Origin of the sequence: Pseudomonas sp. JBR1, assembly GCF_028198185.1 — a bacterium.
Taxonomy (GTDB): domain Bacteria; phylum Pseudomonadota; class Gammaproteobacteria; order Pseudomonadales; family Pseudomonadaceae; genus Chryseomonas; species Chryseomonas oryzihabitans_E.
Genome location: NZ_CP116340.1, coordinates 2,683,725 through 2,709,424 on the forward strand (window position 1 = coordinate 2,683,725; position 25,700 = coordinate 2,709,424).

Annotated in this window: 21 protein-coding genes and 1 pseudogene; 13 read left to right on the forward strand and 9 right to left on the reverse strand. The window is 66.6% G+C overall.

Features of this window, described 5'->3' with window-relative positions; all coding sequences use genetic code 11:
- Window positions 1-129 precede the first annotated feature (129 nt).
- Window positions 130-639, forward strand: coding sequence for a hypothetical protein (locus PJ259_RS12435; RefSeq protein WP_271653032.1), 510 nt, complete (start codon window positions 130-132; stop codon window positions 637-639).
- Window positions 640-991: 352 nt separating this feature from the next.
- A complete protein-coding gene (locus PJ259_RS12440; RefSeq protein ID WP_059316195.1) occupies window positions 992-2,044 on the forward strand; it encodes an acyltransferase family protein in 1,053 nt (350 codons plus the stop codon).
- An 18-nt stretch (window positions 2,045-2,062) separates the two neighbouring features.
- Here PJ259_RS12440 and crcB read toward each other — a convergent pair whose 3' ends face one another.
- Entirely contained in the window at window positions 2,063-2,440 is a 378-nt protein-coding gene (gene crcB, locus PJ259_RS12445; protein WP_271653033.1) for a fluoride efflux transporter CrcB, read from the reverse strand.
- Between the two features lie 12 nt (window positions 2,441-2,452).
- Window positions 2,453-3,622 (reverse strand): Na+/H+ antiporter NhaA, encoded by a 1,170-nt coding sequence (gene nhaA / locus PJ259_RS12450; RefSeq protein ID WP_271653034.1) that lies wholly within the window; start codon window positions 3,620-3,622, stop codon window positions 2,453-2,455.
- 233 nt (window positions 3,623-3,855) lie between these two features.
- Between nhaA and PJ259_RS12455 the strand changes: the two genes are divergently transcribed.
- Complete coding sequence (locus PJ259_RS12455) at window positions 3,856-5,022, forward strand: HPP family protein (protein WP_271653035.1); 1,167 nt, start codon at window positions 3,856-3,858, stop codon at window positions 5,020-5,022.
- A gap of 3 nt (window positions 5,023-5,025) precedes the next feature.
- Here PJ259_RS12455 and PJ259_RS12460 read toward each other — a convergent pair whose 3' ends face one another.
- Window positions 5,026-6,651, reverse strand: a complete 1,626-nt coding sequence (locus PJ259_RS12460) for a methyl-accepting chemotaxis protein (protein ID WP_059316198.1) — start codon at window positions 6,649-6,651, stop codon at window positions 5,026-5,028.
- A gap of 157 nt (window positions 6,652-6,808) precedes the next feature.
- On the opposite strand from PJ259_RS12460, the gene PJ259_RS12465 reads away from it, so the two are divergent.
- Window positions 6,809-7,240 carry a DUF4398 domain-containing protein gene (locus PJ259_RS12465; RefSeq protein ID WP_271653036.1) on the forward strand — a complete coding sequence of 144 codons (432 nt, stop codon included), beginning with the start codon at window positions 6,809-6,811 and terminating at the stop codon, window positions 7,238-7,240.
- Window positions 7,241-7,271: 31 nt separating this feature from the next.
- A pseudogene (locus tag PJ259_RS12470) lies at window positions 7,272-7,655 on the forward strand (DUF4398 domain-containing protein); the annotation flags it as partial.
- Window positions 7,656-7,702: 47 nt separating this feature from the next.
- Here the strand turns inward: PJ259_RS12470 and PJ259_RS12475 are convergent.
- Complete coding sequence (locus tag PJ259_RS12475; protein WP_271653037.1) at window positions 7,703-9,364, reverse strand: bifunctional metallophosphatase/5'-nucleotidase; 1,662 nt, start codon at window positions 9,362-9,364, stop codon at window positions 7,703-7,705.
- 196 nt (window positions 9,365-9,560) lie between these two features.
- Between PJ259_RS12475 and PJ259_RS12480 the strand changes: the two genes are divergently transcribed.
- From PJ259_RS12480 to PJ259_RS12510, 7 genes are all read left to right on the forward strand, one after another.
- Entirely contained in the window at window positions 9,561-9,968 is a 408-nt protein-coding gene (locus PJ259_RS12480) for an ExbD/TolR family protein (protein ID WP_271653038.1), read from the forward strand.
- A 2-nt stretch (window positions 9,969-9,970) separates the two neighbouring features.
- Window positions 9,971-10,762: an energy transducer TonB family protein gene (locus PJ259_RS12485; RefSeq protein WP_271653039.1), complete on the forward strand. Its 792-nt coding sequence runs from the start codon at window positions 9,971-9,973 to the stop codon at window positions 10,760-10,762.
- Window positions 10,763-10,785: 23 nt separating this feature from the next.
- Window positions 10,786-13,074, forward strand: coding sequence for a TonB-dependent receptor family protein (locus tag PJ259_RS12490; RefSeq protein WP_271653040.1), 2,289 nt, complete (start codon window positions 10,786-10,788; stop codon window positions 13,072-13,074).
- 14 nt (window positions 13,075-13,088) lie between these two features.
- Entirely contained in the window at window positions 13,089-13,742 is a 654-nt protein-coding gene (locus PJ259_RS12495) for a MotA/TolQ/ExbB proton channel family protein (RefSeq protein ID WP_271653041.1), read from the forward strand.
- 56 nt (window positions 13,743-13,798) lie between these two features.
- Window positions 13,799-14,362 (forward strand): GNAT family N-acetyltransferase, encoded by a 564-nt coding sequence (locus PJ259_RS12500; protein WP_271653042.1) that lies wholly within the window; start codon window positions 13,799-13,801, stop codon window positions 14,360-14,362.
- A gap of 77 nt (window positions 14,363-14,439) precedes the next feature.
- Window positions 14,440-15,447 (forward strand): zinc-dependent alcohol dehydrogenase family protein, encoded by a 1,008-nt coding sequence (locus PJ259_RS12505; protein WP_271653043.1) that lies wholly within the window; start codon window positions 14,440-14,442, stop codon window positions 15,445-15,447.
- 85 nt (window positions 15,448-15,532) lie between these two features.
- Entirely contained in the window at window positions 15,533-15,925 is a 393-nt protein-coding gene (locus PJ259_RS12510; protein ID WP_271653044.1) for a response regulator, read from the forward strand.
- Here the strand turns inward: PJ259_RS12510 and PJ259_RS12515 are convergent.
- Window positions 15,922-16,305 carry a response regulator gene (locus PJ259_RS12515; protein WP_059316203.1) on the reverse strand — a complete coding sequence of 128 codons (384 nt, stop codon included), beginning with the start codon at window positions 16,303-16,305 and terminating at the stop codon, window positions 15,922-15,924. The genes PJ259_RS12510 and PJ259_RS12515 overlap by 4 nt on opposite strands.
- A 244-nt stretch (window positions 16,306-16,549) precedes the next feature.
- On the opposite strand from PJ259_RS12515, the gene PJ259_RS12520 reads away from it, so the two are divergent.
- Window positions 16,550-19,471, forward strand: coding sequence for a PAS domain S-box protein (locus PJ259_RS12520; RefSeq protein WP_271653045.1), 2,922 nt, complete (start codon window positions 16,550-16,552; stop codon window positions 19,469-19,471).
- 740 nt (window positions 19,472-20,211) lie between these two features.
- Here PJ259_RS12520 and prpF read toward each other — a convergent pair.
- The 4 genes from prpF to PJ259_RS12540 form a co-directional block, all read right to left on the reverse strand.
- Window positions 20,212-21,363, reverse strand: coding sequence for a 2-methylaconitate cis-trans isomerase PrpF (gene prpF, locus PJ259_RS12525; protein ID WP_271653046.1), 1,152 nt, complete (start codon window positions 21,361-21,363; stop codon window positions 20,212-20,214).
- Window positions 21,364-21,383: 20 nt separating this feature from the next.
- A complete protein-coding gene (yghX, locus tag PJ259_RS12530) occupies window positions 21,384-22,274 on the reverse strand; it encodes a YghX family hydrolase (protein ID WP_271653047.1) in 891 nt (296 codons plus the stop codon).
- Between the two features lie 239 nt (window positions 22,275-22,513).
- Window positions 22,514-23,239 (reverse strand): nucleotidyltransferase domain-containing protein, encoded by a 726-nt coding sequence (locus PJ259_RS12535; protein WP_271653048.1) that lies wholly within the window; start codon window positions 23,237-23,239, stop codon window positions 22,514-22,516.
- A gap of 56 nt (window positions 23,240-23,295) precedes the next feature.
- Window positions 23,296-25,650: a DNA polymerase II gene (locus PJ259_RS12540; protein ID WP_442964851.1), complete on the reverse strand. Its 2,355-nt coding sequence runs from the start codon at window positions 25,648-25,650 to the stop codon at window positions 23,296-23,298.
- Between the last annotated feature and the right edge of the window lie 50 nt (window positions 25,651-25,700).

Below are 25,700 nucleotides of genomic sequence, written 5' to 3' on the forward strand. Positions count from 1 at the left end.
CGACAAAAAACCGACAATTCTTGTCAGGAGCGTCAATTTTCATGCCATTCGTCACCTTATACTGGCGAACTGGAACCATTGAGGCGTCTCATCCTCAATTAGCCAACTTATATGGACGCAGGCATTCACATGGAACGTGACATCAGCAAGATCCCGCTCATCAACGATTGGTCCTACCTGATCGCTCTGGAAACCGGCCTGTTCACCCGTGGTGAACTCAGCGGCGTGGTGCTCAAGGCACTCAACGACCAGGCCCGCCTGCTCTCCCGTCGCTATCTGGTGCAGAAGTCCAAGCTGGATGTGCGCAAGCTGACGCCTGCCGAGACCGAGATCCTCGATACCTTGAGCGAGACCGCCGCCAACCTGCGTCGCCGTCACCGCCTGCCGCACAACATCGTCAAGAGCCTCCGCGCTGGTGGCCTGATCGCCGCCGTCGAGCGCAGCGTCTGCGCCTCGGGCATCCTGCAGTGCCATAACGGCTTCTATGAAGACGGCCTGGAGCCTGGTGCCTTCGAGCGTATCGTCATGCGTCATCCCCAGGAATTCGGCGACCACGCCCGCCAGAGCGCCGCGCTCTATTTCGCCCAGGAACATCCGCAGGAAGACCTGCAAGACCAGCCGCTGCAGGCCAGCGCCTGATGCGCGTGACGTGCGCAGGGAAAGGGGCGGCCGGGAGGCCCCAGTCCCCTTTCGCCTGCGCGCGTCACCCGTCCCTGCTCGTCCCCGCGGTAGTGCTTTTCCGGAGTCCTGGCGCATGACGCCCGCTTTCGCCCCGCTCAGCCCCCCATAGCTCCTGCCCTCGCTGGCCGGCCGGACGATCCTGTGGATCGCGCTGGCTGCCGCCCCTTCGTTGCCGGTAGATCCGGCAGCGGCCTTTGCCTGCGTCCGTCTCGCTGACGGGCGTTCCTGCCAATGCCGTCCGCGTCACCGCCTGCCTGGCGTTCGTCCAGGGTGGTGGCCGCGGCATGGGCCACGGCTGCGAGGAGCAGACATGACCACCGCTCACGTCCCCCATGGACGCAACAACTTCGATTTCCTGAGATTCGCCGCGGCCTCCACCGTGGTGATCGGCCACGGCTTCTGGCTCTCGGGGCACATCGGCGCCGAACCCATCCTCAACTTCACCGGCTTCACCGACGCGGCCAACATCGCCGTCTATGTGTTCTTCGTGATCAGCGGCTTTTTGATCACGGCGTCCTTCCAGCGCAGTCGCAATCCGCTGGACTTTCTCGCCAAGCGCGCCCTGCGGATCTTTCCGGCCCTGATCGTTTCGGTACTCTTCTCCGTGCTGGTGGTGGGCTGGCTCGCCACCAGTCGCGAGACCGGCGCCTATTTCAGCGACCGTCAGACCCTGGGCTTCTTCAAGAACATCTTCCTGATGACGCGCTTCGAACTGCCCGGCGTCTTTACCGGCAATCCCTATCCCGACACGGTGAACGGCAGCTACTGGACCCTGCCCTACGAGGTGTTCATGTACCTGTCGCTACTGATCATCGGGGTGCTGGGGCTGCTGACCCGCTCGGTGGTCATGGCCACCCTGGTGGTGCTGGTGCTGGGCAACTTCCTGCTGCTGCCGCAGATGGGCGTCGCCAGCTTCGTGCTGCACAAGGTGTTCAGCCTGGGCATGTTCTTTTTTGCCGGCGCCCTGCTGCAGCTGGCGGGGCCGCGCATCCCCTGGCGGCTGGATCTGGCCCTGGCGCTGTGCCTGCTGTCGCTATCGGCGATCGTCTGGAAGATCGCGCCGGTGATCCACCTGGTGTCGCTGTCCTACGTGATCATCTACCTGGCCCAGGTGCAGGTGCCGGTGCTGCATGGCTTTGGCCGCTTCGGCGACTATTCCTACGGCCTCTACCTGTTCAACTTCCCGGTCCAGCAGCTGCTCATGCACTGGTTTCCCGACCGCTTCTCGCTGGGTGGCTTCCTGGTGGTGAGCTATGTGCTCACCCTGGGCATCGCGATACTGTCGTGGCACCTGATCGAGGCGCCCGCGCTCAAGTTCAAGCCGCGGCGCAAGGTTCCGACCGCCCCCGTGGCACCGGCCTGACGCTGGCGGCCGGTCGACTCAGCCGAGTCGGCCGGCCAGGGCGAAACCGGCCAGGGTCAGCAGCAACGACCCCAGCACATGGATGGTGATGGTCAGTGCCGCCCAGCCCAGGCGACCGCTCTGCAGCAACGTCACCACCTCGGCGGAAAAGGTCGAGAAGGTGGTGAAACCGCCGCAGAAGCCGGTCACCAGGAGCAGTTTCCAGTGCGCGTCCAGCCCCGGATAGCGGGCGAACAGCCCCAGCGCCAGACCGATGACGAAGCCGCCGACCAGGTTCACCAGCAAGGTGCCCAGAGGGATATGGGCGAACAGCGCATTGAGGCGCAGGCCGATCCACCAGCGGCAGGCGCTGCCTATGGCGCCTCCGAACATCACCGCAAACAGCGCAAGGGGCATGACAGGTCCTTGTTAACGACGACGGGCAGCCAGGAGCAGCACGGCGACGCCGGCCAGGGCTGACAGCAGCGAACCCAGCAGCACACCGATCTTGACCTCGTCGACCAGGAAGGGCGCGCCGGGAAAGGCCAGGGCGCCAATGAACAGGCTCATGGTAAAGCCAATCCCGCAAAGCAGGGCAACGCCATAGAGCTGCATCCAGTTGGCGCCCTCCGGCAGGCGCGCCAGGCCACTGCGGATGGCCAGCACCGCCATCAGCGAAATGCCGACCTGCTTGCCGAGGAACAGCCCCAGGGCGACACCCAGTGGAACCGGGTCTAGCAGATTGCCAGGCGACATGCCGGCCAGGGAAACCCCGGCATTGGCGAAACCGAACACGGGCACGATGAGGAAGGCCACCCAGGGGTGCAGCGCGGACTCCAGCTTGAGCAGCGGCGAGGCGTCGTCTGCCTCGGTATCGCCCAAGGGAATGAACAGCGCCAGGATCACCCCGGCCAGGGTCGCATGGATGCCCGAGCGCAGCATGCAGAACCACAGCAGCGCCCCGACCAGCAGATAGGGCAGCAAGGCGGTGACCTTGAGGCGGTTGAGCACGAACAGCACCGCCACCAGCCCAGCCGCGGCCAGCAGCATGTTGGTGGAGAGATCGCTGGTATAGAACAGGGCGATGATCAGCACGGCGCCGAGGTCGTCGAGGATCGCCAGGGCCGAAAGGAAGACCTTGAGCGATACCGGGACCCGCGAACCCAGCAGCGACAGCACGCCGAGGGCGAAAGCGATGTCGGTAGCGGCGGGAATCGCCCAGCCCGACAGGGTCTGGGGATCGTGGCGATTGACCAGGACATAGAGCAGCGCCGGCACCAGCATGCCGCCCAGGGCCGCGAGGCCCGGCAGGGCGCGATCACCCCAACTGGAGAGTTGGCCGACCGCCATCTCGCGCTTGATCTCCAGGCCGACCAGCAGAAAGAAGATGGCCATCAGGCCGTCGTTGATCCAGTGACCGAGCGACAGACCACCGATGTACCAGTGCAGGCTGGCGAAGTAGCCTTCGGCCAGCGGTGAGTTGGCGACGATGATGGCGATGGCCGCGGCGATCATCAGCACCACGCCACTGGCCGCTTCGGCGGCGACGAAGCGATTGAGATAGGCCAGGGCCTTGGCAGGGGAAACCGGGGTTGGCATGGGCAGCAGCACTCCGCGCGGCGGCCCGACCTGCGCTCTGTTCAACCTGTCCTACCGCGCTATTGCGGCGACACCCAGCCCTCGATGTTACTACGGCCTCCCGGCCCGTCGCAGCAGAAAATGCCAGCCCGCCCACTCACTCGCAGGGCCACGCCCGATCTGCTCCGGTCTTGCCAGTGACTTGCGCACGGAGGACCATCACTCCTCCGTTCTGCCCAGCAGCTGCCTTTCGCATGTCCCAGGAACCCGTCACGCCCCCCTCCTCCAGCCCCCTTACCCGCCTCGGCCAGGGCCTGCGTGCCTTCTGGCCGGCCCCCTTGCCCATCGACGCCCGCGAGCGGCTGCGTGCCAGCCTGGGTGCCGGGATCGGCATCCTGCTCGCCGCCCTGCTGGCGGCCTGGTGGCTGGAGGGCCAGCCGGTGCATCAGCACGGTGCCCTGGCGCTGGCGCTGGTGGCCCCGCTGGGCGCCAGTGCGGTGCTGGTGTTCGCCCTGCCGTCCAGCCCCCTGGCGCAACCCTGGTCGGTGGTGGGCGGCAACACCCTGTCGGCGCTGATCGGCATCGCCTGCTCGCTATGGATTCCCGAAGCCAACCTGGCCGCCGCCGCAGCGGTCGCCCTGGCCATCGCCGCCATGTTCACCCTGCGCTGCCTGCACCCCCCGGGCGGCGCCTCGGCACTGCTGATGGTGCTCATCGGCGCCCAGGATTTCAGCTATGCCTGGAGTCCGGTGGCGGTGGATTCACTGCTGCTGGTCGCCGCCGGCTTGATCTACAACAACCTGACCCGCCGCCCCTGGCCCCATGTGCCGCGCCCCGCCGAACCAGGCGGCGAGACCCTTCTGCAGCGGGCCGACCTGGATGCCGTGCTGGCGCGCTACAACCAGGTGCTGGACATCAGCCGCGACGACCTGGCCGAACTGCTCGAACAGGTGGAAGCCCTGGCCTACCAGCGCAAGATGGGCGAGTTGCGCTGCGCCGACGTCATGAGCCAGGAGCCGGTGACGGCCCGCGCCGAGATGCCGCTGCAGGAAGCCTGGGCACTGATGCGCGCCCGCCGCATCAAGGCGCTGCCCGTGATCGATCGCCAGGGCTACCTGCTGGGTATCGTCACCGTGGCCGACTTCATGCGGCAGATCGACCTGGACGTTCATGAAGGCCTCGGCTGGCGCCTGCGCACCCTGGTCCGGCCGAAGGCACGCCAGGACGACCATACCGTCGGCCACATCATGACCCGCACCGTGCGGGTGGCCAGCGCCGATCGCCTGCTGATCGACCTGGTGCCGGTGTTTTCCGAGAATGGCCACCGCCACATCCCCATCATCGACGGCTCGCGCCGCCTGGTGGGCATCATCACCCAGTCGGATCTGATCCGGGCGCTGTACCAGGCGGTGCGCGTCTAGGGCTCAGACCTGGAAGCGGTTCACCAGCCCCTGCAGATCCACGGCCAGCCGTGACAATTCCTGGCTGGCGGCACTGGTCTGGTGGGCACCGTCGGCGGACTGGGTGGAAAGATCGCGAATGTTGACCAGGTTGCGATCCACCTCGCGGGCCACCTGGGCCTGCTCCTCGGCCGCGCTGGCAATCACCAGGTTGCGCTCGTACATCTCGCCAATGCGGGTATTGATCTCTTCCAGCGCCACCCCGGCGGTTTCTGCCAGGGCGCGCGTGGCCTGGGCGCGTTCACTGCTGCTGTGCATGGAGCCCAGGGCCTGGCTGGCACCGCTGCGCATGCCCGAGACCATCTGCTCGATCTCGTGGGTGGACTGCTGGGTGCGGCTGGCCAGAGCACGCACCTCGTCGGCCACCACGGCGAAACCACGCCCGGCCTCGCCCGCCCGCGCCGCCTCGATGGCGGCATTGAGCGCCAGCAGGTTGGTCTGCTCGGCGATGGCGCGAATGACGTCGAGCACCTTGCCGATGTCCTGGGACTGCTCGGCCAGGCGCTGGACCACCGTCCCGGTGGCCGCCACCTCGTCGGACAACGCCTCGATGGCGCCCAGGGTCTCGGCGACACGGGTCTGGCCCTGCTGCGCCGCCTGGCTGGAGGCACGCGAGGCCTCTGAGGTGGAGACGGCGTTGCGCGCCACCTCGTCCACCGCGGTGCTCATCTCGGTGACGGCGGTGGCAGCCTGTTCAATCTCGTCGTTCTGGCGCTGCAAGCCCTGTCCGGCGGCCTCGGTGACCGCATTGAGTTCTTCGGCGGCGGTGGCCAGTTGGGTGGAGGATCCAGCGATGCGCGAGAGGGTCTCGCGCAGCTGCCCCTGCATCTGCTGCAAGGCGCGCTGCAACTCGCTCACCTCGTCGCGCCCCTGCACCGCCAGGGTCTGGGTCAGGTCACCTTGGGCGACCCGGCGGGCGGCCAGTAGCGCTTCACGCAACGGTCCGACGATGCTGCGGGTCAGGAGCCAAGCCATGAGCACCGTGGCCAGGGCGGCCAGGGCGATCACCGCGATGACAATCAGCCGCGACGCCTCGTAGCGGTCCGCGGAGACCTTTCCATCCCGCTCGATACCTTCGGCATAGAAGTCGCCCAGCTCGCCGAGCTGCTTGCCGGTGCCGTCGACCACCGGCTTCATGTCCACCAGGGTCAGCTTGTTGAGCGCAGCCGTGTCACCCTGGCGCGCCAGGGCGAAGGAAGAGGTCATGCCCTGCTGATAGGTGGCGAAGTCACGCTTGAACAGGTCCCAGCGCTGGTGCTCCTCGGGGGTGTCGACGAAGGCCTCATAGGCCTTGATGCCCTCCATGAGCACCTTGTTGCGCGCCTCGTACTGGCCGACATAGGTGTCGATATTGCGCGGATCCGGGTCCAGCGCCAGGCGCAGGGAGATGGTACGCACCCGCAGCATGTTTTCGCGGATGGCATCCACCGCACGGATGCTCGGCACCCAGTCGCGCTCCACCAGCACCTGACGTTCGCGGATGCCGGCCATCTGCGCCAGGGAAAACAAGCCAAGAAAGGCCACCATTAGGGCGATCAGGCCGAAGCCCAAGGCCGCGCGGGGCGCGATGTTGCAGTTGCGTAACAGCATGGAAATCTCCGTGGCCGCTGGCCCTGTTGTTGTCTGACAACGTATATCGGCCAGGACACCCTGCCCTTTAGCGCAGCGGTTGCAGCGAACCTCGCCGCGTTTTCGCCGTCTCACAGGCACTGTCGCCCATTCCGGGCGACCTGCCAGGAATGTACGGATGAAAACCGGTCCCTCTCGCGCCTCCCCGTTCTCCGCGCCCCGTGCGCTGCTCGCCAGCCTGGTCCTGGGTGGCGGTCTGCTGCTCGCAGGCTGCGCCGGCAATCCGCCGACCGAGCAGATGGCCGTGACCCAGTCCGCCGTCGACGAAGCCGTGAGCAGCGGCGGCAACCAGTTCGCCCCGGTCGAGACCAAGTCCGCCCAGGACAAGTGGACCCAGGCCCAGGCGGCACTGTCCAACGAGAAATACGACGACGCCAAGCGTCTGGCCGAACAAGCCGAGTGGGACGCCCGCCTGGCGACCCGCAAGACCCAGGCCGCCAAGGCCGGTGCGGCACTCCAGGATGCGCAAAACAGCATCCAGCAGATTCGTGAGGAAGGTCAGATCAACCTCCAGCTGCAACAGAATCTCCAGAAAAAGGTGCAGCAGTAAGGCTGCCCCGCTCTCTTGAAGGACGAAACCCATGCGTAAACGTTTTCTGCTACCGGTACTGTCGGCGCTGACCCTTACCCTGGCCGCCTGCGCCACCCCGCCCAACCCCAACCTGGAAAAGGCGCGCAACGACTACGCCGCCCTGGAATCCCAGCCGCAGGCCACCCAGCTGGCGGCTCTGGAAACCAAGGACGCCGGCACCTGGCTGGCCAAGACCGACAAGGCCTACAAGGACGGTGAGAACGAACGTACCGTCGACCAGCTGGCCTACCTGACCCAGCAACGCATCCAGACCGCCATGCAGACCATCAAGCTGCGCATGGCCGAGGCCGAACTGAAGAAGGTCGACGCCCAGCGCGGCGAAACCCGCCTGAACACCCGCACCGAGCAGCTGCAGCAACTGCAGAAGGCCATCAAGTAAGGCCAGAGGTCGCGGGGCCCGAGGCTCCGCGACCACGCGCCTCAGCCGTCCTGGCGGCGAATGCGACCGGCCGGTTCGGCCTGCCCCGCCGGCGTCCCCTGCCGATCCTGCTGCACCAGATAGCGCTCCAGGGCTTCCAGGTCGGTGATACCCGTCTCCAGCCGATTCCTGCCCTCCTTGAGCAGCGCCGCGCCATCACCGCCGTCGGCGAGGAAGTTGTTTGCCACCACCCGGTAACGGTGGCGGTCGTCCAGCGCCACGCCACTCAGCCGAATACTGCCCGGCACCACGCGTTGCCCTACCGGGCGGCGAGCATCCCAAACGTAGGCGAAGCCTGCGGACACCTGCAGAGGCCTGGCGTCGGGGTCGCGACGCCACTGCTGCTCCAGGAGTTCGCGCAGCTGGGCGCCGGTCAGGTCGACCAGGGTCAGGGTGTTGGCGAACGGCTGACAACTGGCGAGCTGGGCATAGGTCAAGCGCGACTGACCAGGCGCCAGGGCCAGTTCGTTGCGAATGCCACCACTGTTCATCAGGGCGATCTGGGCGCCCTGATCGCGTACCGCCGCCAGCTGGGCATCGGCGATCAGATCGCCCAGGGCGCTCTCACCGGCCGCGTCGTACCGCGGCTCCAGGCGTGGCACGCCCAGGCGCGCGACCGGACGCTCCAGTACCGTCTTGCTACGGGCCGCGACCTGGGCCACCCAGGCCGCGAGTTGCGGGTTCGGCGGATATTGCCCGGGAATCACCGGCAGGTTTTCCATCCGCACCCGGGTGACCTGGTGCTGGCGCGGATCGATCTGCAAGCTCACATGGCTGACCAGTTGGCCGTAGGAACCGCCCTGAAAGACCGGCATCCGCCCCACATGGCAGGTATAGGCCTTGTGACTGTGGGCGCTGGCGACCAGGTCGATGGCAGGGTCCAGGCGCTTCACCACCTCGACGATCGGTCCCTGGAGGTCCTGACAATCACGACCTCCCGCCGGGCTGGTACCGCCCTGGTGAATGATGGCGACGATGGCGTCCACCTTTCGAGCCTTCAGCTCGGGGATCACCGCATTGATGCTATCCGCCTCGTCCGTCACCTTGAGGCCGGCCAGCCCCTTCGGCGAGACCACCTGGTCCAGCTCCTTGAGCACGGCACCGACGAAGGCGATCCTCTGCCCGTGGGCCTGGAGGATGCGATAGGCCGGGAAGAGCGGCTGGTTGGTGCGCGCGTCCAGCAGGTTGGCCGCCAGATAGGGAAAGCGTGTGCCCTGCCAGAGCGACTCGAACTGGCAGGCCTTGGCTGGACGACTGGAATCGCAGCCGCCCCGGACCTGGCGCAGCAGCTCGGCCTGGCCATTGTCCAGTTCGTGATTGCCCACCGCCGAGAGTTGCAGGCCAAGCAGGTTCATGGCCTGCAGGGTAGGCTCGTCGGCCCACAGCGCCGAGACCGCAGGGCTCGCGCCGATCAGATCGCCACTGCCGATCACCAGGGTCTGGGGATCCTCCTGGCGCAGGTGATCGATGAGCCCGCCGACATTGGCGATACCGCCCACGAGCTGCCCCTTGCGTCCCTGGTCGAACAGCGCCGGATTGGGCTCCAGGTAGCCGTGGAAGTCGTTGATCAGGGCCAGGTTGACCGTGACCGGTTGGGGCGACGGACTGGCACAACCGGCTAGCAGCAGCACCAAGGCCAAAGACGCTGGAAAACGCGAACGCATGGATGAGCTCCGGACAAGCACTTCAGGTCAGAGCGATCTGCTCCAACGAAGCGGGGCAGCATGCCCAGCCTTTATGACAGTCACTTGGCGCCTAGAGAGTGATATCAAAATGTAATCACAGCGCAAGAAAACAGTCGCCGAAGCGTCAAGGACGGTTGTTAGGGTCTCGGGCTTCCGATAAATCGTAGGCCTCACCATGAAAGCCTGGGACGAACCCAAGAAGCGCAAAGCCCATATCGAACTCATCCCGATGATCGACGTGATGATGTTCCTGCTGGTGTTTTTCGTACTCATCAGCCTCAACGTGATTCCCGCCCTGGGCATCAAGACCCAACTGCCGGGCGCCAGTAGCGCGGTGCAACTCAAGCCGCAGAACAAGGCCATCGTCACCCTGACCGCCAGTGGCGACCTCCAGCTCGATGGCGAGCCCCTGACCCTGGCCGAATTGCCCGAGCGGCTCAAGGCGCAGGCCAAGCCCGACAGCCAGACCACCATCATCATCAACGGCGACAAGGAGGTTGCCATCGCGCGATTGGTGGAGGTGATGGACAGCCTGCGCCAGGGTGGCTTCAACGCCATCTCCATCGCCACCCGCAAGCCCTGACCATGTACGCCCTTTATCGCTCCCGCCATGTCCTCGGCTGGTTGCCGGCGGCGCTGGCAGCCGTGCTCATCGCCTGCACCCTGCAGCGGGTGCCGCTGAAGATCCAGCCCAGCTACGACGAGCCGCCGGTGCAGCTCGCCCTGGCCGAACCCGAGCCCGAAACCGAAGCGACGCCGCCGGTGCCGGAGGTGGAGACGCCGCCACCGCCGGTACTGGAGCCCGAATCCGAGCCCATGCCGGACGTGCCGCCAGTCGTGACGGAGCAATCGGTCGCCCCGCCGCCACCGCCCAAGCCGCGCGTGGAGCCCACGCCCCAGCCGAAACCGAAGCCCAAGCCCAAGCCCAAGCCGCGGGTGGAGCACCACCCCAAACCCGTGGCCAAGCCACAGCCCGTCACGGCCCCCGTCGCAACACCGCCCAAGGCCGTGGAAGCTGCGCCGCACCCTGCACCGCCTGCTCCACCGCCACCCAAACCGCGGGTGGATACCCAGGCCCTGGAGGGCGGCTACCTGCACGGCGTACGCGGTGATCTGGAGCGCTACAAGCAATACCCCACTGGCCGCCAGGCGTCCCTGGAACGCCCCAGCGGCAAGGTGGTGGTCTGGCTGCTCATAGACCGCAACGGCAAGGTCCTCGACCGCGGCCTGGAAGAACGCGCCAGCAGCATCCTGCTCAATCGCGCCGCCACCAGCAGCCTGGCGCGCATCGAGCAGGTCAAGCCCTTCCCACCGGAGGCCTTCGCCGGGCGCAGCCAGCTGCGCATCACCGCCACCTTCGACTATTCGCCCCGTTAACCGCACCCCTTCGAGGACTCGAGATGAAACGCAGTAGACTCTGTCTCGCCATCATGGCCGCGAGCCTAGGCCCCGGCCTGGCCTGGGCCGACGGCACCGCCGAACGCGACGTGGGCACCATCGGTGTCCAGGGCAACACCACCCTGGGCGGCGGCTACCTGGCCCCGGAACAGAGCGCCAAGTCGCGCTCCACCCTGACCCGCGAGGCGATGGACAAGCAGACCGCCACGGCCAACGCCATCGACCGCCTCCAGTACACCCCTGGTCTGCACGTCAGCAGCAATGACGCCAGCGGCATCTCCGGCTTCAACTTCACCATGCGCGGCCTCAACGCCAGCGAGATCGGGGTATCGGTGGATGGCATGCCGCTCAACGACTCGGGCAGCTACAAGGTCTACGCCAACCTGCTGGGCGATCCGGAAAACCTGGACCAGATCTTCGTCACCCAGGGCGCCTCGGAACTGGATGGCCCGCACATCGGCTCCAGCGGCGGCAACATAGGTTTCACCACCGTCCGTCCAACCAAGGACAGCGACGTCTTCGTCAAGCAAGCGGTAGGCAACAATGGCCTGACCAAGACCTTCGCCCGGCTCAACACCGGCGAATTCAACGGCTTCAGCAACTGGCTGTCGGCCTCTCATACCGAGGGCGAACTCTGGCGCGGCAAGGGGGCGGTGCGTGCCGACCGGGTCGAATTCAACAGTTTCTTCGACCAGGGCAACGGCAATACCGGCAACCTGATCCTCAAGTACTACCGGCAGGACAACGACAGCTACACCAAGCTGACCAAGGCCCAGTTCCAGCAGAATGGCCGCAGCTACACGCCGGCGCCAGACAACCCGGTACTTGGCAGCAACGGCAAGATCGCCCGCTACTACGAGTTCAGCAAGAACCCCTTCGAGAACTTCAGCGCCATCTTCAACGGCCACCTGCAGTTGCAGGACAATCTGGCGCTCAGCCTCAACCCCTATTTCTACTGGGGCGACGGCAGCGGCAATGGCTACTTCAGCAGCGCGCTGAATCGCAATTCCAGCCGCAGTGGCGTCTATGACCTGAGCAACCTGAACAGCGCCGCCGGTTATGCCGCCGATGGCACACCCAACTCCGGTGTCTACTACCGGCCCTCGCGCACCCAGACCTGGCGCCCGGGCGTGACCACCAAGCTGACCTGGGACGTGAATGACGCCCACAGCCTGCAATTCGGCTACTGGTTTGAATATGCCCGGCAATCGCAGACCCAGCCCTATATCCCGATCGACGCGGCGGGCAAGGCAGGTGACAACTTCTGGCCGGATGCCCGCAGCGTGGTGGACGCCCGCGGCAACCGGATCCAGGGTCGCGACCGTTACACCGAAACCCCGGCGCACAAACTCTGGGTGCAGGACACCTGGACCCTGAGCCCTGACTGGACGTTGAACGTCGGCACCGCCTACCAGAAGGTGGAGCGCAAGGCCGACAACCATGGCGATCTTGGCAGCCTGCCCTTCGAGCGCTCGCGCAGTTACGACGCCTTCCTGCCCAGCGCCGGCCTGAGCTACCAGCTCGACGCCCAGAACCAGCTGTTCTACAACGTCAACCGCAACATGCGGGTTCCGGCCAACTACGTGCTGTACGACGCCAGCCCGGATTCCCTCAACCTGCGGCCGGAAACCAGCTGGAACCAGGAACTGGGCTGGCGCCAGCAGCGCGAGACCATGGCCTTCTCGGCCAGTCTGTTCTACCTCAAGTTCAAGGATCGCCAGGTCTCAAGCAAGGACATCAACGGCGACAGCCTCAGCTTCAATGGCGGCGACGTCGACAACGCCGGCCTGGAGCTGGCCTGGAGCGGCCTGCTGCCCCACCACTTCAACTACTACACCTCCTACACCTACACCCGCGCCATCCAGCAGGACGACCTGCCGGCCTACAGCAAAGGCCAGCGCGTCGAGCTGCCTACCAAGGGCAAGCAGTTCCCCAACGTGCCGCGCACCATGCTGGCCGCCAACCTCGGTTACGACGATGGCCGCTACTACGGCACCTTCGGCGGCAAGTACAGCAGCAAGCTCTATGGCGACCAGACCAACGACGAAAGCGTACCGGGCGCCACGGTGTTCAACCTGGGCGCCGGCATCTACCTGCCCACCGACAAGCGCTTTCTGAAGGACGCCACCCTGCGTCTGAACGTCGACAACCTGTTCGACAAGAGGTACCTGGACGACGTCGACAGCGTGCAGACCAACGCCGTCGCCTACCAGGGCTATGCCGGTACCAGTCCGACCTACAACGTCGCCATGGAGCGGACCGTCACCCTCTCCCTGGAAGGCCATTTCTGAACCCGGAGCCCCTCATGAACACTCAACTCCTGCATGACGCCACCTTCTACATTCTCTACGGCTGCATCGCCCTGGCGCTGTTCATCGCCATCGAACGCGGGCTGTTCTTCGCCTACACCCGCCGCCAGGCCGGACGCCTGGCCGTGGCCCTGACCCAGCGCGAGGTCCAGCAGAGCGGTCGGCTGCCCGCCGCGCTGGCGGAACGGCCCGGTCTGCCGGTGACCATGATCGAGCCGATCCTTGCCCAGCGGGGCCGGCTCGATCAGCAGGCACTGGAAGATCTGGTCGATACCCAGTACCTGGCCACCCGAGCGCCCCTGGCGCGCAGCCTGTGGATCATCGAGACCATCACCACCGCCGCGCCGCTGCTGGGCCTGCTCGGCACCATCCTGGGTATCATCGACACCTTCAAGGCACTGGCGTCGGCTGGGGTGTCCGACCCTGGGCAGATCTCCGGCGGCATCGGTACGGCCCTGTTCGCCACCGGCCTGGGCATCGCCGTGGCGCTGGTCTGCGTGGTCTTCCACAACTTCTTCCAGGACCGCCAGGAGCGCATCAACGAGCAACTCAAGATCGTACTGATCCGCGCGCGTGGCGCTGCCGGCGCCCGTGAACAGCCCGAGCAACCGGCCGAAGGCCTGTCCCCGGCACGCCTGCGCCAGGCCTGAACGAAGGTCCGTGCGGTATGCCGCGCGGACCTCACCTCTGTAGCGGGAGCCTTGGCATGCAGCAACCCTACCTGACCACCGCGCGCCTGGTGCTGCGGCCCCACCACGAAGGCGATATCCCCGCCCTGGTAACCCTGGCCGGCGACTCCCGCATCGCCGCCACCACCGGCACCGTCCCCCACCCCTACACCGCAGACACCGCTCGCTGCTGGCTGGCCACCCATGCGCCAGCCTGGAACGACGGCAGCCAGGTGCACTACGCGATCATCGAGCGCGAGGGCAAAGCGCTGCGCGGCACCCTCTCGCTGCGCCGCGACGGCGTGGGCACCGCCAACCTCGGCTACTGGATCGGCGTGCCCTACTGGGGCCAGGGTTTCGCCACGGAAGCCTGTGCCGCGCTGATCGCCTTTGGCTTCGACCACTGGTCTCTGACCGCCATCAACGGCCGCCATCTGCTGGAAAACCCGGCCTCGGGTCGAGTGCTGCGCAAGAACGGCTTCGTGCCCCAGGGGCAGACCCGTATGCTCTTCCCGACTCGCGAACGTGAAGAAACGCTGGCCACCTACCAGCTGACTCGCGAGTGCTGGTCTGTCGGTCCTCGGGTACCTGCGCTGGATTGAATTCCCAGGCGCCACCCGGGGTCACTTTTGGATAGGCAGGTCGACCCCGGCCTGCAGCCTCTGGAGGATCTCACCTGATGCACGCCATACGCCTACGCAAACCCGGCGGTCTGGACCAGCTGGAACACTGCGAACTGCCCGATCCCGGTCAGCCCGGAGCCGGCGAGATCCGTGTGCGGATCAAGGCCAGTTCACTGAATTTCCATGACCTGGGCGTGGTGCTGGGCAAGATGCCCGCTGCCGACGGTCGCATTCCCATGTCCGATGGCGCCGGTGTCGTCGAGGCGGTGGGCGCCGACGTCAGCGAGTTCGCCGTGGGCGATCACGTGGTCTCGACCTTCTTTCCGCACTGGCTGGACGGCGAGCCGCCCACCGACGACTTTTCCACCACCCCCGGCGATGGCGTCGACGGCTTCGCCTGCGAGGTAGTGGTGCGACCGGCCACCGCCTTCACCCGAGCGCCCAAGGGCTACAGCCATGCCGAGGCGGCGACCCTGACCACCGCCGGTCTCACCGCCTGGCGCGCCCTGGTGGTGGACGGCAATCTCAAGGCCGGCGACAGCGTGCTGGTGATGGGTACCGGCGGCGTCTCCATCTTCGCCCTGCAGATCGCCAAGGCCATGGGCGCCACGGTGATCGCGACCTCCTCCTCGGACGAGAAGCTGCAGCGCGCCTATGCGCTGGGCGCCGATCACCTGATCAACTATCGCAGCGAACCCGAGTGGGGCGCCAAGGTCCAGGCCATCACCGGCGGACGCGGCGTCGACATCGTGGTGGAAGTCGGCGGTCCGGCGACCCTGGCGCAATCCATCCAGGCCGCGCGCATCCATGGTCACCTGGCGCTGATCGGCGTGTTGACCGGCGTCGAGGGGCAGGTGCCCACCGCCAACCTGATGCGCCGTCACCAGCGACTGCAAGGCCTGATCGTCGGCAGCCGCCGTCACCAGCAGGACATGATCCGCGCGCTGGAAAGCACCGCAATCAAGCCGGTCATCGATCGCAGCTACCCGCTGGAGGAGATCGCCCAGGCCTTCGCCTTCCAGAAGGATGGCAGCCATTTCGGCAAGATCGTCCTGGAGTTCTAAAAATCGTCAGACGAATGCAGGGCGGAAGGTGAAACAGCTCTGCTAGACTTCCGGAACCGCCGCATCGCGTGTTCCGGAAGTCCCGATGACCCTGCCCTCCTCCCCGCCCTACGTCGTCGTCATCGAAGACAACGGGATGCTCGCCGAACTGCTGGGCAGCCATCTCGAAGAACGACTGCAGTGGGCCTGCACGCGCTTCGACAATGCCGACGATGCCCTGGTGCATCTACTGCAGCAGCAGGACGCTCCTGCCCTGGTGATCACCGATCACCTGATGCCCGGTCAATTGCGCGGCGGCGAACTGGCGCAGATGCTGTTGCAGCGCTGGCCCGAATTGCCGATGGTGATCACGTCCGGCTATGGCTACGAAATCACCACGGCGTTGCCACCCCAGGTGATCTTCCTGCAGAAGCCCTGGACGCTGGATGAGGTGGATTCGGCGGTACGCCTCGCACGAGCGCGTCAGGCGGCAGATTAGACGCCCAACTGGCCGCAGGCCTTCAGCAACTGGTCGATGGTCCAGGGCTTGGGCAGGAACAGCGCCCGGTCTTCACGTTCGGCATATTGCTGGCCCGTGTACCCGGAGGACACCAGGATGGGCAACTGCGGAAACCGTTGGCGGACCTGTTTGGCCAAGGCGAGCCCGTCCAGCTGACCGGGCATGCGCACGTCGGTGAACAGCAGATCAGGTGGCAGCGGGTCGGCTTCGAACCAGCACCAGGCGGCATCGGCGGTGTCGAACGACTGGACGGCATAACCTTCCATTTCGAACACCTCCGTCGCCAGCGATCGCAGTACGGGATCGTCTTCGACGACCAGCACAGTGGTAACGGCTGCGGAAGAAACTACATCGGTCATGGCAACGCTACTTCATTAGTACGACTAATTAGACCGAATTTACTCGAATTGGATCACAACACTCGGATAGGCGGCTGGTCGCTTTCCGCTAGCACTTGTCTGATGCCCGCGCGACGACTTAATTCCCAGTCGCTCGAAAAAAGAGTCAGTGAATCCCTGGCCGTCCTCGGACTCTTTAACTCTAAGGCTCTCGCTGGACGCTGTTGGCGTCCTCCCTCTGCTGCTAACGCGTTCGAACGACCTCATGGCTGAATCCGATCTGTCCTACGCTGAACTCCAGGCGGAAGTCCGCCGCCTCCGTGCCGCGCTCGACCAGTGCACCGCGTTGCCCGCCCAGGACGCCCAGCGGCGCCTGGCGATCTTCGACGGCGCCATCGACTTCGCCATGGTCGTGCTCGACCCCAGCGGAATAATCAGCGACTGGAACAGCGGTGCCGAACGCCTGCTGGGCTGGACGGCGGAGGAGATCCGCGGCGCCCCGGCCGAGCGCTTCTTCACCCCGGAAGACAACCAGATCGGCCGGGCGACGCTGGAAATGCAACTGGCCCTGCGGGATGGCCGCGCCGAGGACGAACGCTGGCATCTGCGGCGCGACGGCAGCCGCTTCTGGGCCAGCGGCGAAATGCATCCGCTGCACGATGACGCCGGGCGCCATACCGGCTACGTCAAGATTCTGCGGGACCGCACCCCCCAGCACCTGGCGGGCCAGGCCAAGCACGACGAAGAAGGCTATCGGCGGGCGCTCGCCGAACTGGCTGAAGGTTTCAGCCACCTGAACGACACCGACGCCGTCACCGAGCTCGCCTGTGCCACCCTGGGCACTACCCTGGATGCCCATCTGGTGGGCTATGGGCTGGTGGATGACGACGCTGAAACCATCCGGGTGGAACGCGACTGGACGGCGCCGGGCACCCGCAGCCTGATCGGCACCCTGAATTTCCGCGACTACGGCAGCTGCATCGAGGATTTCAAGCGCGGCGAAACCGTGGTGATCGAAGAGGTCCGCGAAGATCCGCGCACCCGGGCCAATCTTGCGGCCCTGGAGCAGCTGGACACCCGTGCCTTCGTCAACACCCCGCTGTTCGAACATGGGCATTTCGTCGCCCTGCTCTATGTCAGCTCCCGCCATCCACGGCGCTGGACGGCGGCCGAATTGCGCTTCATCGGCGAGGTGGCCAATCGCACTCGCTCGGCAACGGCACGGCTGACCGCCGAGCATGCCCTGCACGACAGTGAGCTCAACCTGCGCCTGGTGGCCGACACCCTGCCCTGCCTGATCGCCTTCGTCGACCGCGCGCTGGTGTATCGCTTCGCCAACGCCGAGGCGCCCAAGTGGTTCAAGAACGCCCCGGACAGCATCCTTGGCCGCAGCATGGCGGAGGTCTTCGCGCCAGAGCTGTTCGCCGCCCGCCGCCCGGCCATCCAGGCCGCGCTGGACGGCACCCCGGCACGGCTCGACCTGCCCTGGGCCTGGCCGGACGGCCGCCGGCGCATCGCCGATATCCACTACCGCCCACGGCGCGACGCCCGGGGCGCGGTAGATGGCTTCTATGTCTTCGCCCAGGACGTCACTGTCCAGCGCGACGCCCAGGCGCTTATCCAGGCGCAGAATTTCAGCCTCAGCCAGGAGGTCCAGGCACGTACCGCCGAGCGTGACCGCCTCTGGGCGCTCAGCGAGGACCTGCTGCTCACCGCCGACTTCACCGGGCAACTGCTCCGGGTGAGTCCGTCCTGGTCACGCGGGCTGGGTTATTCCGAGGCAGATCTGCTGAGCCGTCCCTATCCCGAACTCATCCATCCTGACGATCTTCCCGGGGTCCTGGCAGCGTTGGATGAACTGCGCCGCAGCGGGCTGCCGACCCGGGTGGAGAATCGGGTCCAGGCAGCGAATGGCAGCTGGCGCTGGCTGGCCTGGACCCTGTCGCTGGACCTCGATCAGGAGCACCTCACCGGGGCCGGCCGCGACATAACCCGGGAAAAGGAGGCCATGGAGACGCAGGCCGTGCTGGAAGAGCAGCTGCGGCAGTCGCAGAAGATGGAAGCGGTCGGCCAGCTCACCGGTGGCCTGGCCCACGATTTCAACAACCTGCTCGCCGGCATCGTCGGCAGCCTGGATCTGCTCACGCTGCGCATCGGCCAGGGTCGGCTGAACAATCTCGAGCGCTACACCACGGCGGCCCAGGGCGCCGCCATCCGCGCCGCCGCCCTGACCCACCGCCTGCTGGCCTTTTCCCGCCGGCAGACGCTGGATCCCAAGCCCACCGACGTCAATCGCCTGGTGGCCGGCATGGAAGACCTGATCCGCCGCACGGTGGGTCCGGCGATCCAGATCGAGGTGGTGGCCAGCAGCGATCTCTGGTCGACCCTGGTCGATCCGCCGCAGCTGGAAAACGCCCTGCTCAACCTCTGCATCAATGCCCGCGACGCCATGCCCGAAGGCGGGCGCATCTTCATCGAAACCGCCAACCGGGTGCTGGATTCCCGCATGGCCCGGGTGCGCGATCTGGAGCCGGGCGAATACATCGCCCTGAGCGTGACCGACAACGGCTGCGGCATGCCACCCGAGGTGATCGCCAAGGCCTTCGATCCCTTCTTCACCACCAAGCCGATCGGCGTGGGCACCGGCCTGGGCCTGTCGATGATCTATGGCTTCGTCCGCCAGTCCGGTGGCCAGGCACGCATCCATTCCCAGGTCGACCAGGGCACCAGCGTCACCCTGTTCCTGCCACGGCATCGCGAAGCCGCAGCCAGCGCCGACTCCGCCATCGCCCAGCCGGCCCTGCCCCGAGTCGGTCATGGCGAAACGGTGCTGGTGGTGGATGACGAGCCCACGGTGCGGATGTTGGTCGTCGAGGTACTGGAAGAACTGGGCTACGCGGCCCTGGAGGCGGCGGATGCCAGCTCCGGGCTGCGACTGCTGGAGTCCGACGTGCGCATCGACCTGCTGATCAGCGATGTCGGCCTGCCTGGCGGGATGAACGGCCGGCAGATGGCCGATGCCGCCCGCCAGCGCCGCCCCGGACTCAAGGTGCTGTTCATCACCGGCTACGCCGAAAACGCCGTGGTCGGCAACGGCCACCTGGAACCGGGCATGCACGTGATGACCAAGCCCTTCGCCATGGACGCCCTGGCGGTGCGCATTCGCGATCTGATCGAAGGGACCTGACGTCCGCTTTCGAGTGGGTCCCCCCTCACCCCAGCCCTCTCCCAGAAGGAGAGGGGGCGGTTGGGATGCCCTGGGTGGATAAGGGTGCGGCCTTGTCCACGAACGGGATCAGGGCTTGCCCAGTGGAAAACGCTGCGCGGTTTTCCACGCTACGGTGACGCGGCCAAGGTGCACGAGCCACAACCCCGCACCCGGCTTAATCGCCCCCTCTCCCCTTGGGAGAGGGCTGGGGTGAGGGCGCTCCAGCACAGAGGCCTCCCCCTCGTTGGGCTTCGCTGCGCTCAACCCAACCTACGCGGCCGATCTCGGCCGTAGGGTGGATAACGGCGCCGCCTTATCCGCGAATGGAGTCAGGCTTGCGCAGTGGAAAACGCTGCGCGGTTTTCCACGCTACCGTGACGCTGCCGGAGTGCACGAACCACAACTCCGCACCAGGCTTGACCGCCCCCTCTCCCTTTGGGAGAGGGCTGGGGTGAGGGCTGAGGTGCGCCAGGGCATCCCCTCGTTGGGCTTCGCTGCGCTCAACCCAACCTACGCGGCCGATCTCGGCGGTAGGGTGGATAACGGCGCAGTCTTATCCACGGATGACGTGAGCTGCCTAGTGGAAAACGCTGCGCGGTTTTCCACGCTACGGTGACACGACCAAGGTGCACGAGCAACAGGCTCAATCGCCCCCTCTCCCTCCGGGAGAGCGCTGGGGTGAGAGGCCAGGATGCGCTAGGCTCAGCCCAACATCCGTCCTACTCAACCGCCGCCGGAACCCGTACCCAGCCTTCCATCAGCCGTCGGGCACTGCGACTCATGCTGGCTTTTTCCACCTGCCAGCTGCCGTCGATCTCGCGCGCCTGGGCACCGACAGCCACGGTGCCCGCGGTATGTCCCATGTGCACCTGACGGCCGCCCAGGTTACCCGTCAGCCGATTGACCAGGGTCCCCGGCAGCGCAGCGGCCACCGCCACGGCGACCGCGCCGGTACCGGGGATGGCATGGTGCAGCTTGCCCATGGAGATCATCCGCGCGATGACGTCGATAGCCTCGGCCGGCACCTGCTTGCCACCCGCCACTTGGTAGGTCTGGGGCGGCGCGATCAGGCACAGCTTGGGTGTATGCGGACGTTCCACGGTGGCCTGAACCGCGGTCCTGGCCAGGCCCATGGCCACTGCGCCAGTGGCGCGGACGGCTTCCAGGCGCTCCAGCAGCGCCGCATCGCCATTGACCTGCGCCTGGGTCTCGGTGCCGCTGAGGCCGAACGACTCGGCATAGGCGAAAACGGTAGGGTTGCCGGCGTTGAGCAGGGTCACCGGCAGCCGGCCCAGCCCGGGGATATCCAGCTCGTCGACCAGCTGCCCGCTAGGTAAGACGCTGCCATCGGTGCCGGCGGGATCGAGGAAGTCGAGCACCACCTCGGCGGCCGGAAAGGCCACGCCGTCGAAGCGGAAATCGCCCTCCTCCTGCACCTCGCCATTGACCATGGGAACGTGGGCGAGGATGCGCTTGCCGAGATTGGCCTGCCAGATGCGCACCGTGGCCAGGCCGTCGCGGGGCGCCTCGACCAAGCCCTCGCTGATCGCGAAGGGACCGACGGCGGCGCTGAGATTGCCGCAGTTGCCCGACCAGTCGATTACCGGCGCCTCGATGGCCGGAGCGCCGAAGAGGTAGTCGACATCGCAGTCCGGCCGACAGGAGGGCGTGATTACCACCACCTTGCTGGTGCTGGAGGTGGCGCCACCCATGCCATCGATCTGCTTGCCATAGGGATCGGGACTGCCGACCACCCGCAGCAGCAGGGCATCACGCGCTGGACCGGCGGGCGGCAGGTCACGGGCATGAAAGAACACGCCCTTGCTGGAACCGCCACGCATGTAGACGGCGGGAATACGCAGTTGCGGCATCGGTTTCTCCGGTGAGGGAATCAGGCGAGATAGCGGCCGAACCAGTCCAGGGTGCGCTGCCAGGCCAGTTGGGCGGCCGCCTCGTCGTAGCGCGGGGTGGAGTCGTTATGGAAGCCGTGGTTGGTGCCGGGATAGCGGTGCACCTCGTAGGTCCTGCCCGCGGTCTTGAGCGCCTCTTCGTAGGCGGCGGCGCCTTCGTTGATGCGCGGATCGTTCTCGGCGTAGTGGATCAGCAATGGGGCCTTGATGCGCGCGACCTCCTCCGCCCGCGCCTGGCGGCCGTAGAAGGGCACCGCAGCGGCCAGCTCGGGATAGGCGACAGCGGCCGCGTTGGCCACGCCGCCGCCATAGCAGAAGCCGGTGATGCCGACCTTGCCGGTGCTGAATTCATGGCTCATCAGGGTTTCCACGGCGGCGAAGAAGTCGTTCATCAGCTTTTCGGGGTCGACCTGCTGCTGCAACTCGCGCCCCTTGTCGTCGTTGCCGGGATAGCCGCCCATGGACGTCAGGCCATCCGGCGCCAGGGCCAGGTAGCCAGCCTTGGCCAGACGCCGCGCCACGTCTTCGATATAGGGATTGAGGCCGCGGTTCTCGTGCACCACCACCACGGCCGGTACCTTGCCGCTGGCCTTGGCCGGGCGCACCAGGTAGCCGCGCACTCGGCCATGGCCCTGGGGCGAAGGGTAGTAGACGTATTCGGCGACGATATCCGGATCGGTGAATTCCACCTGGCTGGCCAGGGCATAGTTGGGGCTCAGTGCCGCCAGCACCCCGGTGGCCGACAGCCCCAGCACCGCGGCGCAGGCCCCGGCGCGGTCGAGGAAGTCGCGCCGGCTAATGCGACCGTGGACATAGAAGTCATAGAGTTCGAGCAGTTCGGGCGAGAAATCCTTGGCGGTGAGACGGGTCATCGCGGCGCTCCTCTGGCGGGAAACGGAGCGCTCGACCCAGCTGGGTAGGCGCCCCGGTGGCTCCCGAGTGTGCCGCGAATCGTCTGACTATGCCACCGCATCTCCCTGACGCCACAAGGCGTGCAGCACGACGATCAGCGCCTCGAATTGACCAACCTGGCGCTTATGGAAGCCTCACGGCCGCAGAAGAAAATGGTCACGCCAACGAGCCTGTTCTTCTGCGCCGTCATCCCCCTGGGTTACCCCTGCCGAAGCTGGCGTTCGAACCAGAGCAGGACGGCGCCCAGCTGCTGCGCGAACTCGACCGCTGCCGCCTGTGGCTGCCGGGCTTCGGCATAGAAGAAATCCAACGCGGTGCGCTGCTCGGGATGCAGCCGCCGGGCTCGGCTGTAATGGTCTTCCAGCGTCCAGGGCCAGCCCGTCTCGTCTGGACGGCGCAGCACCTGTATCGCCCGGAGCAGCCGCCGCGCCGCCTCGCGCTGTATGCCCAGGCGCTCGACCGGCCTCGCACAGCTGGCGTGGGCCAGGAGGTAGCGCTGCATCACGGGCAGCACGTCGCCATTCACCGCCTGGGCGATGCCGACCTCCGGTTTGAAGGGCGCGTAGCGCCGCGCCAGGTCTTCGCCCCACAGCCAGCGGCAGTGATGTCTGAGCCAGAAGCCCCAGCTGAGACGGTTACCGGGGGCCAGGGCTTCGGCCCGGCGGCCGATATCGAAGTCGATCTTACTGACCTCGCCATGGCAGCGTTCCAGCAGACGGCGACGCCGCTCCAGTTGCACCAGCAGCCCTGCGGGGCAGGCATCGCTCAGGACCAGGGTGAGATCCAGGTCCGATTGCCCCGGTCGGGCGCGGCCTTCGGCCACGCTGCCATAGACATAGAGGGCTATCAGATGGCGGCCCAGAAGGGCTGGCAACTGGCACCGCACGGTAGCCAGCAGTGCCCGATACTCCGCCTGGAATGGCACCCTGGGCACCTGTCGGATAAAACCTTCGGCATCCACTCCATCGTTGGCTTCCCGCATCAGAACAACCCCATTTGCCGATCCAGCAGTCGGTCGAAGCGGTCGCCGACGAAGGGCAGGATGGCGTCGGCCACCGGCGCCAGCTGGCGCTGTACATAGTGGTCATAGTCGGGCGGCGCATGGGGCAGCTCGACCGGTTCGGCGCCGGCGGTGGTGATCAGGTAGCTGATCCAGCCGCCACGGCGAAAGCGGCTGCGGCGTCCTAGCCGGGCGTTTTCCGCCTCCAGCAGCCGCGCCGCGCGGACCTGCGGCGAGAGGTTGCTCTGGTACTCCTCCAGCGGCCGGCGCAGGCGCTTGCGATAGACCAACAGGTCGTCGAAGTCGCCGGCGCGGGTCTGGGCGACGAAGTCACGCACATAGTCCTCGTGGGGCTCGCCGGTGAAGATGCGCAGGTAGAGCTCACGCTGGAAGCGCTGGGCCAGCGGTGACCAGTCGCTGCGTACCGTTTCCAGGCCCTTGAACACCAGCTCGGGCTGGCCATCGGCTCCGGGTCTGAGCCCGGCGTATCTCTTCTTGCTGCCCTCTTCCGCGCCGCGGATGGTAGGCATGAGAAAGCGGCTGAAGTGGGTCTCGTACTGCAGCTCCAGATGACTTTCCAGCCCCAGCTCCGCCTGTAGCCGCTCGCGCCAGTGGGCGTTGACCGCCGCCACCAGCTCGCGACCGATGCGCTCGGCCTCGGCTTCGGCATGGGCAGCCCCGAGCCAGACGAAGGTGGAGTCGGTGTCGCCATAGATCACTCGATGACCGCGCGCCTCGATCAGCTCGCGGGTCTGATGCATCACCGCGTGGCCGCGCAGGGTGATGGACGAGGCCAGGCGGTGATCGAAGAAGCGGCAGTGCGGCGTGCCCAGCACCCCGTAGAAGCTGTTCATGATGATCTTCAGCGCCTGGGCCAGGGGCGCGTTGCCGGCACGCTTGGCGGCGTCACGGCCCTCCCAGACCCGCGCTACCATCTCCGGCAGGCAATGCCGGGTGCGATGGAAGCGCGCGCCGCGAAAGCCCGGCACGGTCTCGTCCTCGGGTAGCGCCAGCCCCTCCACCAGGCCCACCGGATCGATGAGAAAGGTGCGGATCAGCGAGGGATAGAGGCTCTTGTAGTCCAGCACCAGCACCGAGTCGTAGAGCCCGGGCCGGGAATCCATGACGAAGCCGCCCGGGCTGGCCTCGGGCGGCTGGGCACCGAGACTGGGGGCGACGAAGCCCTGGCGGTGCATCAGCGGCAGATAGAGGTGGTAGAAGGCGGCGATGGAGGCGCCGTGGCGCTCCAGCGGCAGGCCGGTGACGCTGGCCCGTTCCAGCAGAAAGCGCAGCAGCTCGGTCTTGGCGAAGATGCGGGTGACCAGTTCGCAGTCCACCAGGTTGTAGCGCGCCAGAGCGCTCTTCTCGCCCGCGAACATGCGGTTGATGGAGGCCATGCGGTCGTGGGGATTGTCGATGGCCTTGCCTTCGCCCAGGAGGCTGCGGCTGACGTTCTCCAGGCTGTAGGAAGGAAACACCCAGGTCGCCGACTTGAGCGCCTCCACCCCGTCGATGATCGGCCGTCCGGCCAGCAGCGCCTGGAATTGCCGGCCCTGGCCGCCGGGTTCGTAGCGATCGTCCTCCAGTGCACCACGCCCCAGGTGCAGGGACACGCCCAGTTTGCGCGCGTGTTCGTGGAGCACGCGGATGTCGAACTGCAGCACGCTCCAACCGATGATGACGTCGGGATCATGGCGCGCCATCCAGGCGTTGAGACGCTGGAGCAGGGTGGCGCGGTCGTCGACGTACTCCAGGTCGAAGTCCACGGCCGCGTCCTCGCCAGTGGGCGGGCCGAGCATGTACACCTGGCGCTGGCCGCAGCCGTGCAGGCCGATGCTGTAGAGCTCGCCGCGCTCGCTGGTCTCGATGTCCAGCGACAGGGTGCGCAGCGTGGGGCGATAGTCGGAATCGGGCCGCAGTGGCCCGCCGTCTGCCGTGGGCAGTGTCACCGGCGCGGTGATGAAGCGCTCCATGAGGAAGCGATCCGCCGGGGTGATGTCGGCTTCGTAGAGGTCGATGCCGGCGGCGGGGAGGCGCTGCTCCAGTTCGCGCAGGGTGCGATAGCGCGGCGCATAGAGCCCCAGGACGGGGCGCCGCTGGAAGTCCTGCAGCGCCAGCTCGCGGATCTCCACCCCGGCCGGCAGCAGGCGCTCGATGTCCGCCCGTCGCGCGGCTGGCGCAAAGGCCACGGCCTGTTGCGCCGGCACCCGCAGCTGGCGCGGACCGCTGTCGGTGGCGAACCAGAACACCAGCTCCATCCCGGTGGACGTCTCGCGCCAGAGGCGTGTCAGCAAGAAACCCTGGGCGGCGACCAAAGCGGCAGCGCTCCTCGACATGAATGAAGAGCTCATTCTCGCAAGACCGGCTACGACCGGCGACCCCGGCG

Excerpts from the sequence above, each read along its gene's own strand:
- PJ259_RS12435 (WP_271653032.1), top strand. The coding sequence starts at position 130 with ATGGAACGTGACATCAGCAAGATCCCGCTCATCAACGATTGGTCCTAC.
- PJ259_RS12440 (WP_059316195.1), top strand. The coding sequence starts at position 992 with ATGACCACCGCTCACGTCCCCCATGGACGCAACAACTTCGATTTCCTG.
- crcB (WP_271653033.1), bottom strand. The coding sequence starts at position 2,440 with ATGCCCCTTGCGCTGTTTGCGGTGATGTTCGGAGGCGCCATAGGCAGC.
- nhaA (WP_271653034.1), bottom strand. The coding sequence starts at position 3,622 with ATGCCAACCCCGGTTTCCCCTGCCAAGGCCCTGGCCTATCTCAATCGC.
- PJ259_RS12455 (WP_271653035.1), top strand. The coding sequence starts at position 3,856 with ATGTCCCAGGAACCCGTCACGCCCCCCTCCTCCAGCCCCCTTACCCGC.
- PJ259_RS12460 (WP_059316198.1), bottom strand. The coding sequence starts at position 6,651 with ATGCTGTTACGCAACTGCAACATCGCGCCCCGCGCGGCCTTGGGCTTC.
- PJ259_RS12465 (WP_271653036.1), top strand. The coding sequence starts at position 6,809 with ATGAAAACCGGTCCCTCTCGCGCCTCCCCGTTCTCCGCGCCCCGTGCG.
- PJ259_RS12475 (WP_271653037.1), bottom strand. The coding sequence starts at position 9,364 with ATGCGTTCGCGTTTTCCAGCGTCTTTGGCCTTGGTGCTGCTGCTAGCC.
- PJ259_RS12480 (WP_271653038.1), top strand. The coding sequence starts at position 9,561 with ATGAAAGCCTGGGACGAACCCAAGAAGCGCAAAGCCCATATCGAACTC.
- PJ259_RS12485 (WP_271653039.1), top strand. The coding sequence starts at position 9,971 with ATGTACGCCCTTTATCGCTCCCGCCATGTCCTCGGCTGGTTGCCGGCG.
- PJ259_RS12490 (WP_271653040.1), top strand. The coding sequence starts at position 10,786 with ATGAAACGCAGTAGACTCTGTCTCGCCATCATGGCCGCGAGCCTAGGC.
- PJ259_RS12495 (WP_271653041.1), top strand. The coding sequence starts at position 13,089 with ATGAACACTCAACTCCTGCATGACGCCACCTTCTACATTCTCTACGGC.
- PJ259_RS12500 (WP_271653042.1), top strand. The coding sequence starts at position 13,799 with ATGCAGCAACCCTACCTGACCACCGCGCGCCTGGTGCTGCGGCCCCAC.
- PJ259_RS12505 (WP_271653043.1), top strand. The coding sequence starts at position 14,440 with ATGCACGCCATACGCCTACGCAAACCCGGCGGTCTGGACCAGCTGGAA.
- PJ259_RS12510 (WP_271653044.1), top strand. The coding sequence starts at position 15,533 with ATGACCCTGCCCTCCTCCCCGCCCTACGTCGTCGTCATCGAAGACAAC.
- PJ259_RS12515 (WP_059316203.1), bottom strand. The coding sequence starts at position 16,305 with ATGACCGATGTAGTTTCTTCCGCAGCCGTTACCACTGTGCTGGTCGTC.
- PJ259_RS12520 (WP_271653045.1), top strand. The coding sequence starts at position 16,550 with ATGGCTGAATCCGATCTGTCCTACGCTGAACTCCAGGCGGAAGTCCGC.
- prpF (WP_271653046.1), bottom strand. The coding sequence starts at position 21,363 with ATGCCGCAACTGCGTATTCCCGCCGTCTACATGCGTGGCGGTTCCAGC.
- yghX (WP_271653047.1), bottom strand. The coding sequence starts at position 22,274 with ATGACCCGTCTCACCGCCAAGGATTTCTCGCCCGAACTGCTCGAACTC.
- PJ259_RS12540 (WP_442964851.1), bottom strand. The coding sequence starts at position 25,650 with ATGTCGAGGAGCGCTGCCGCTTTGGTCGCCGCCCAGGGTTTCTTGCTG.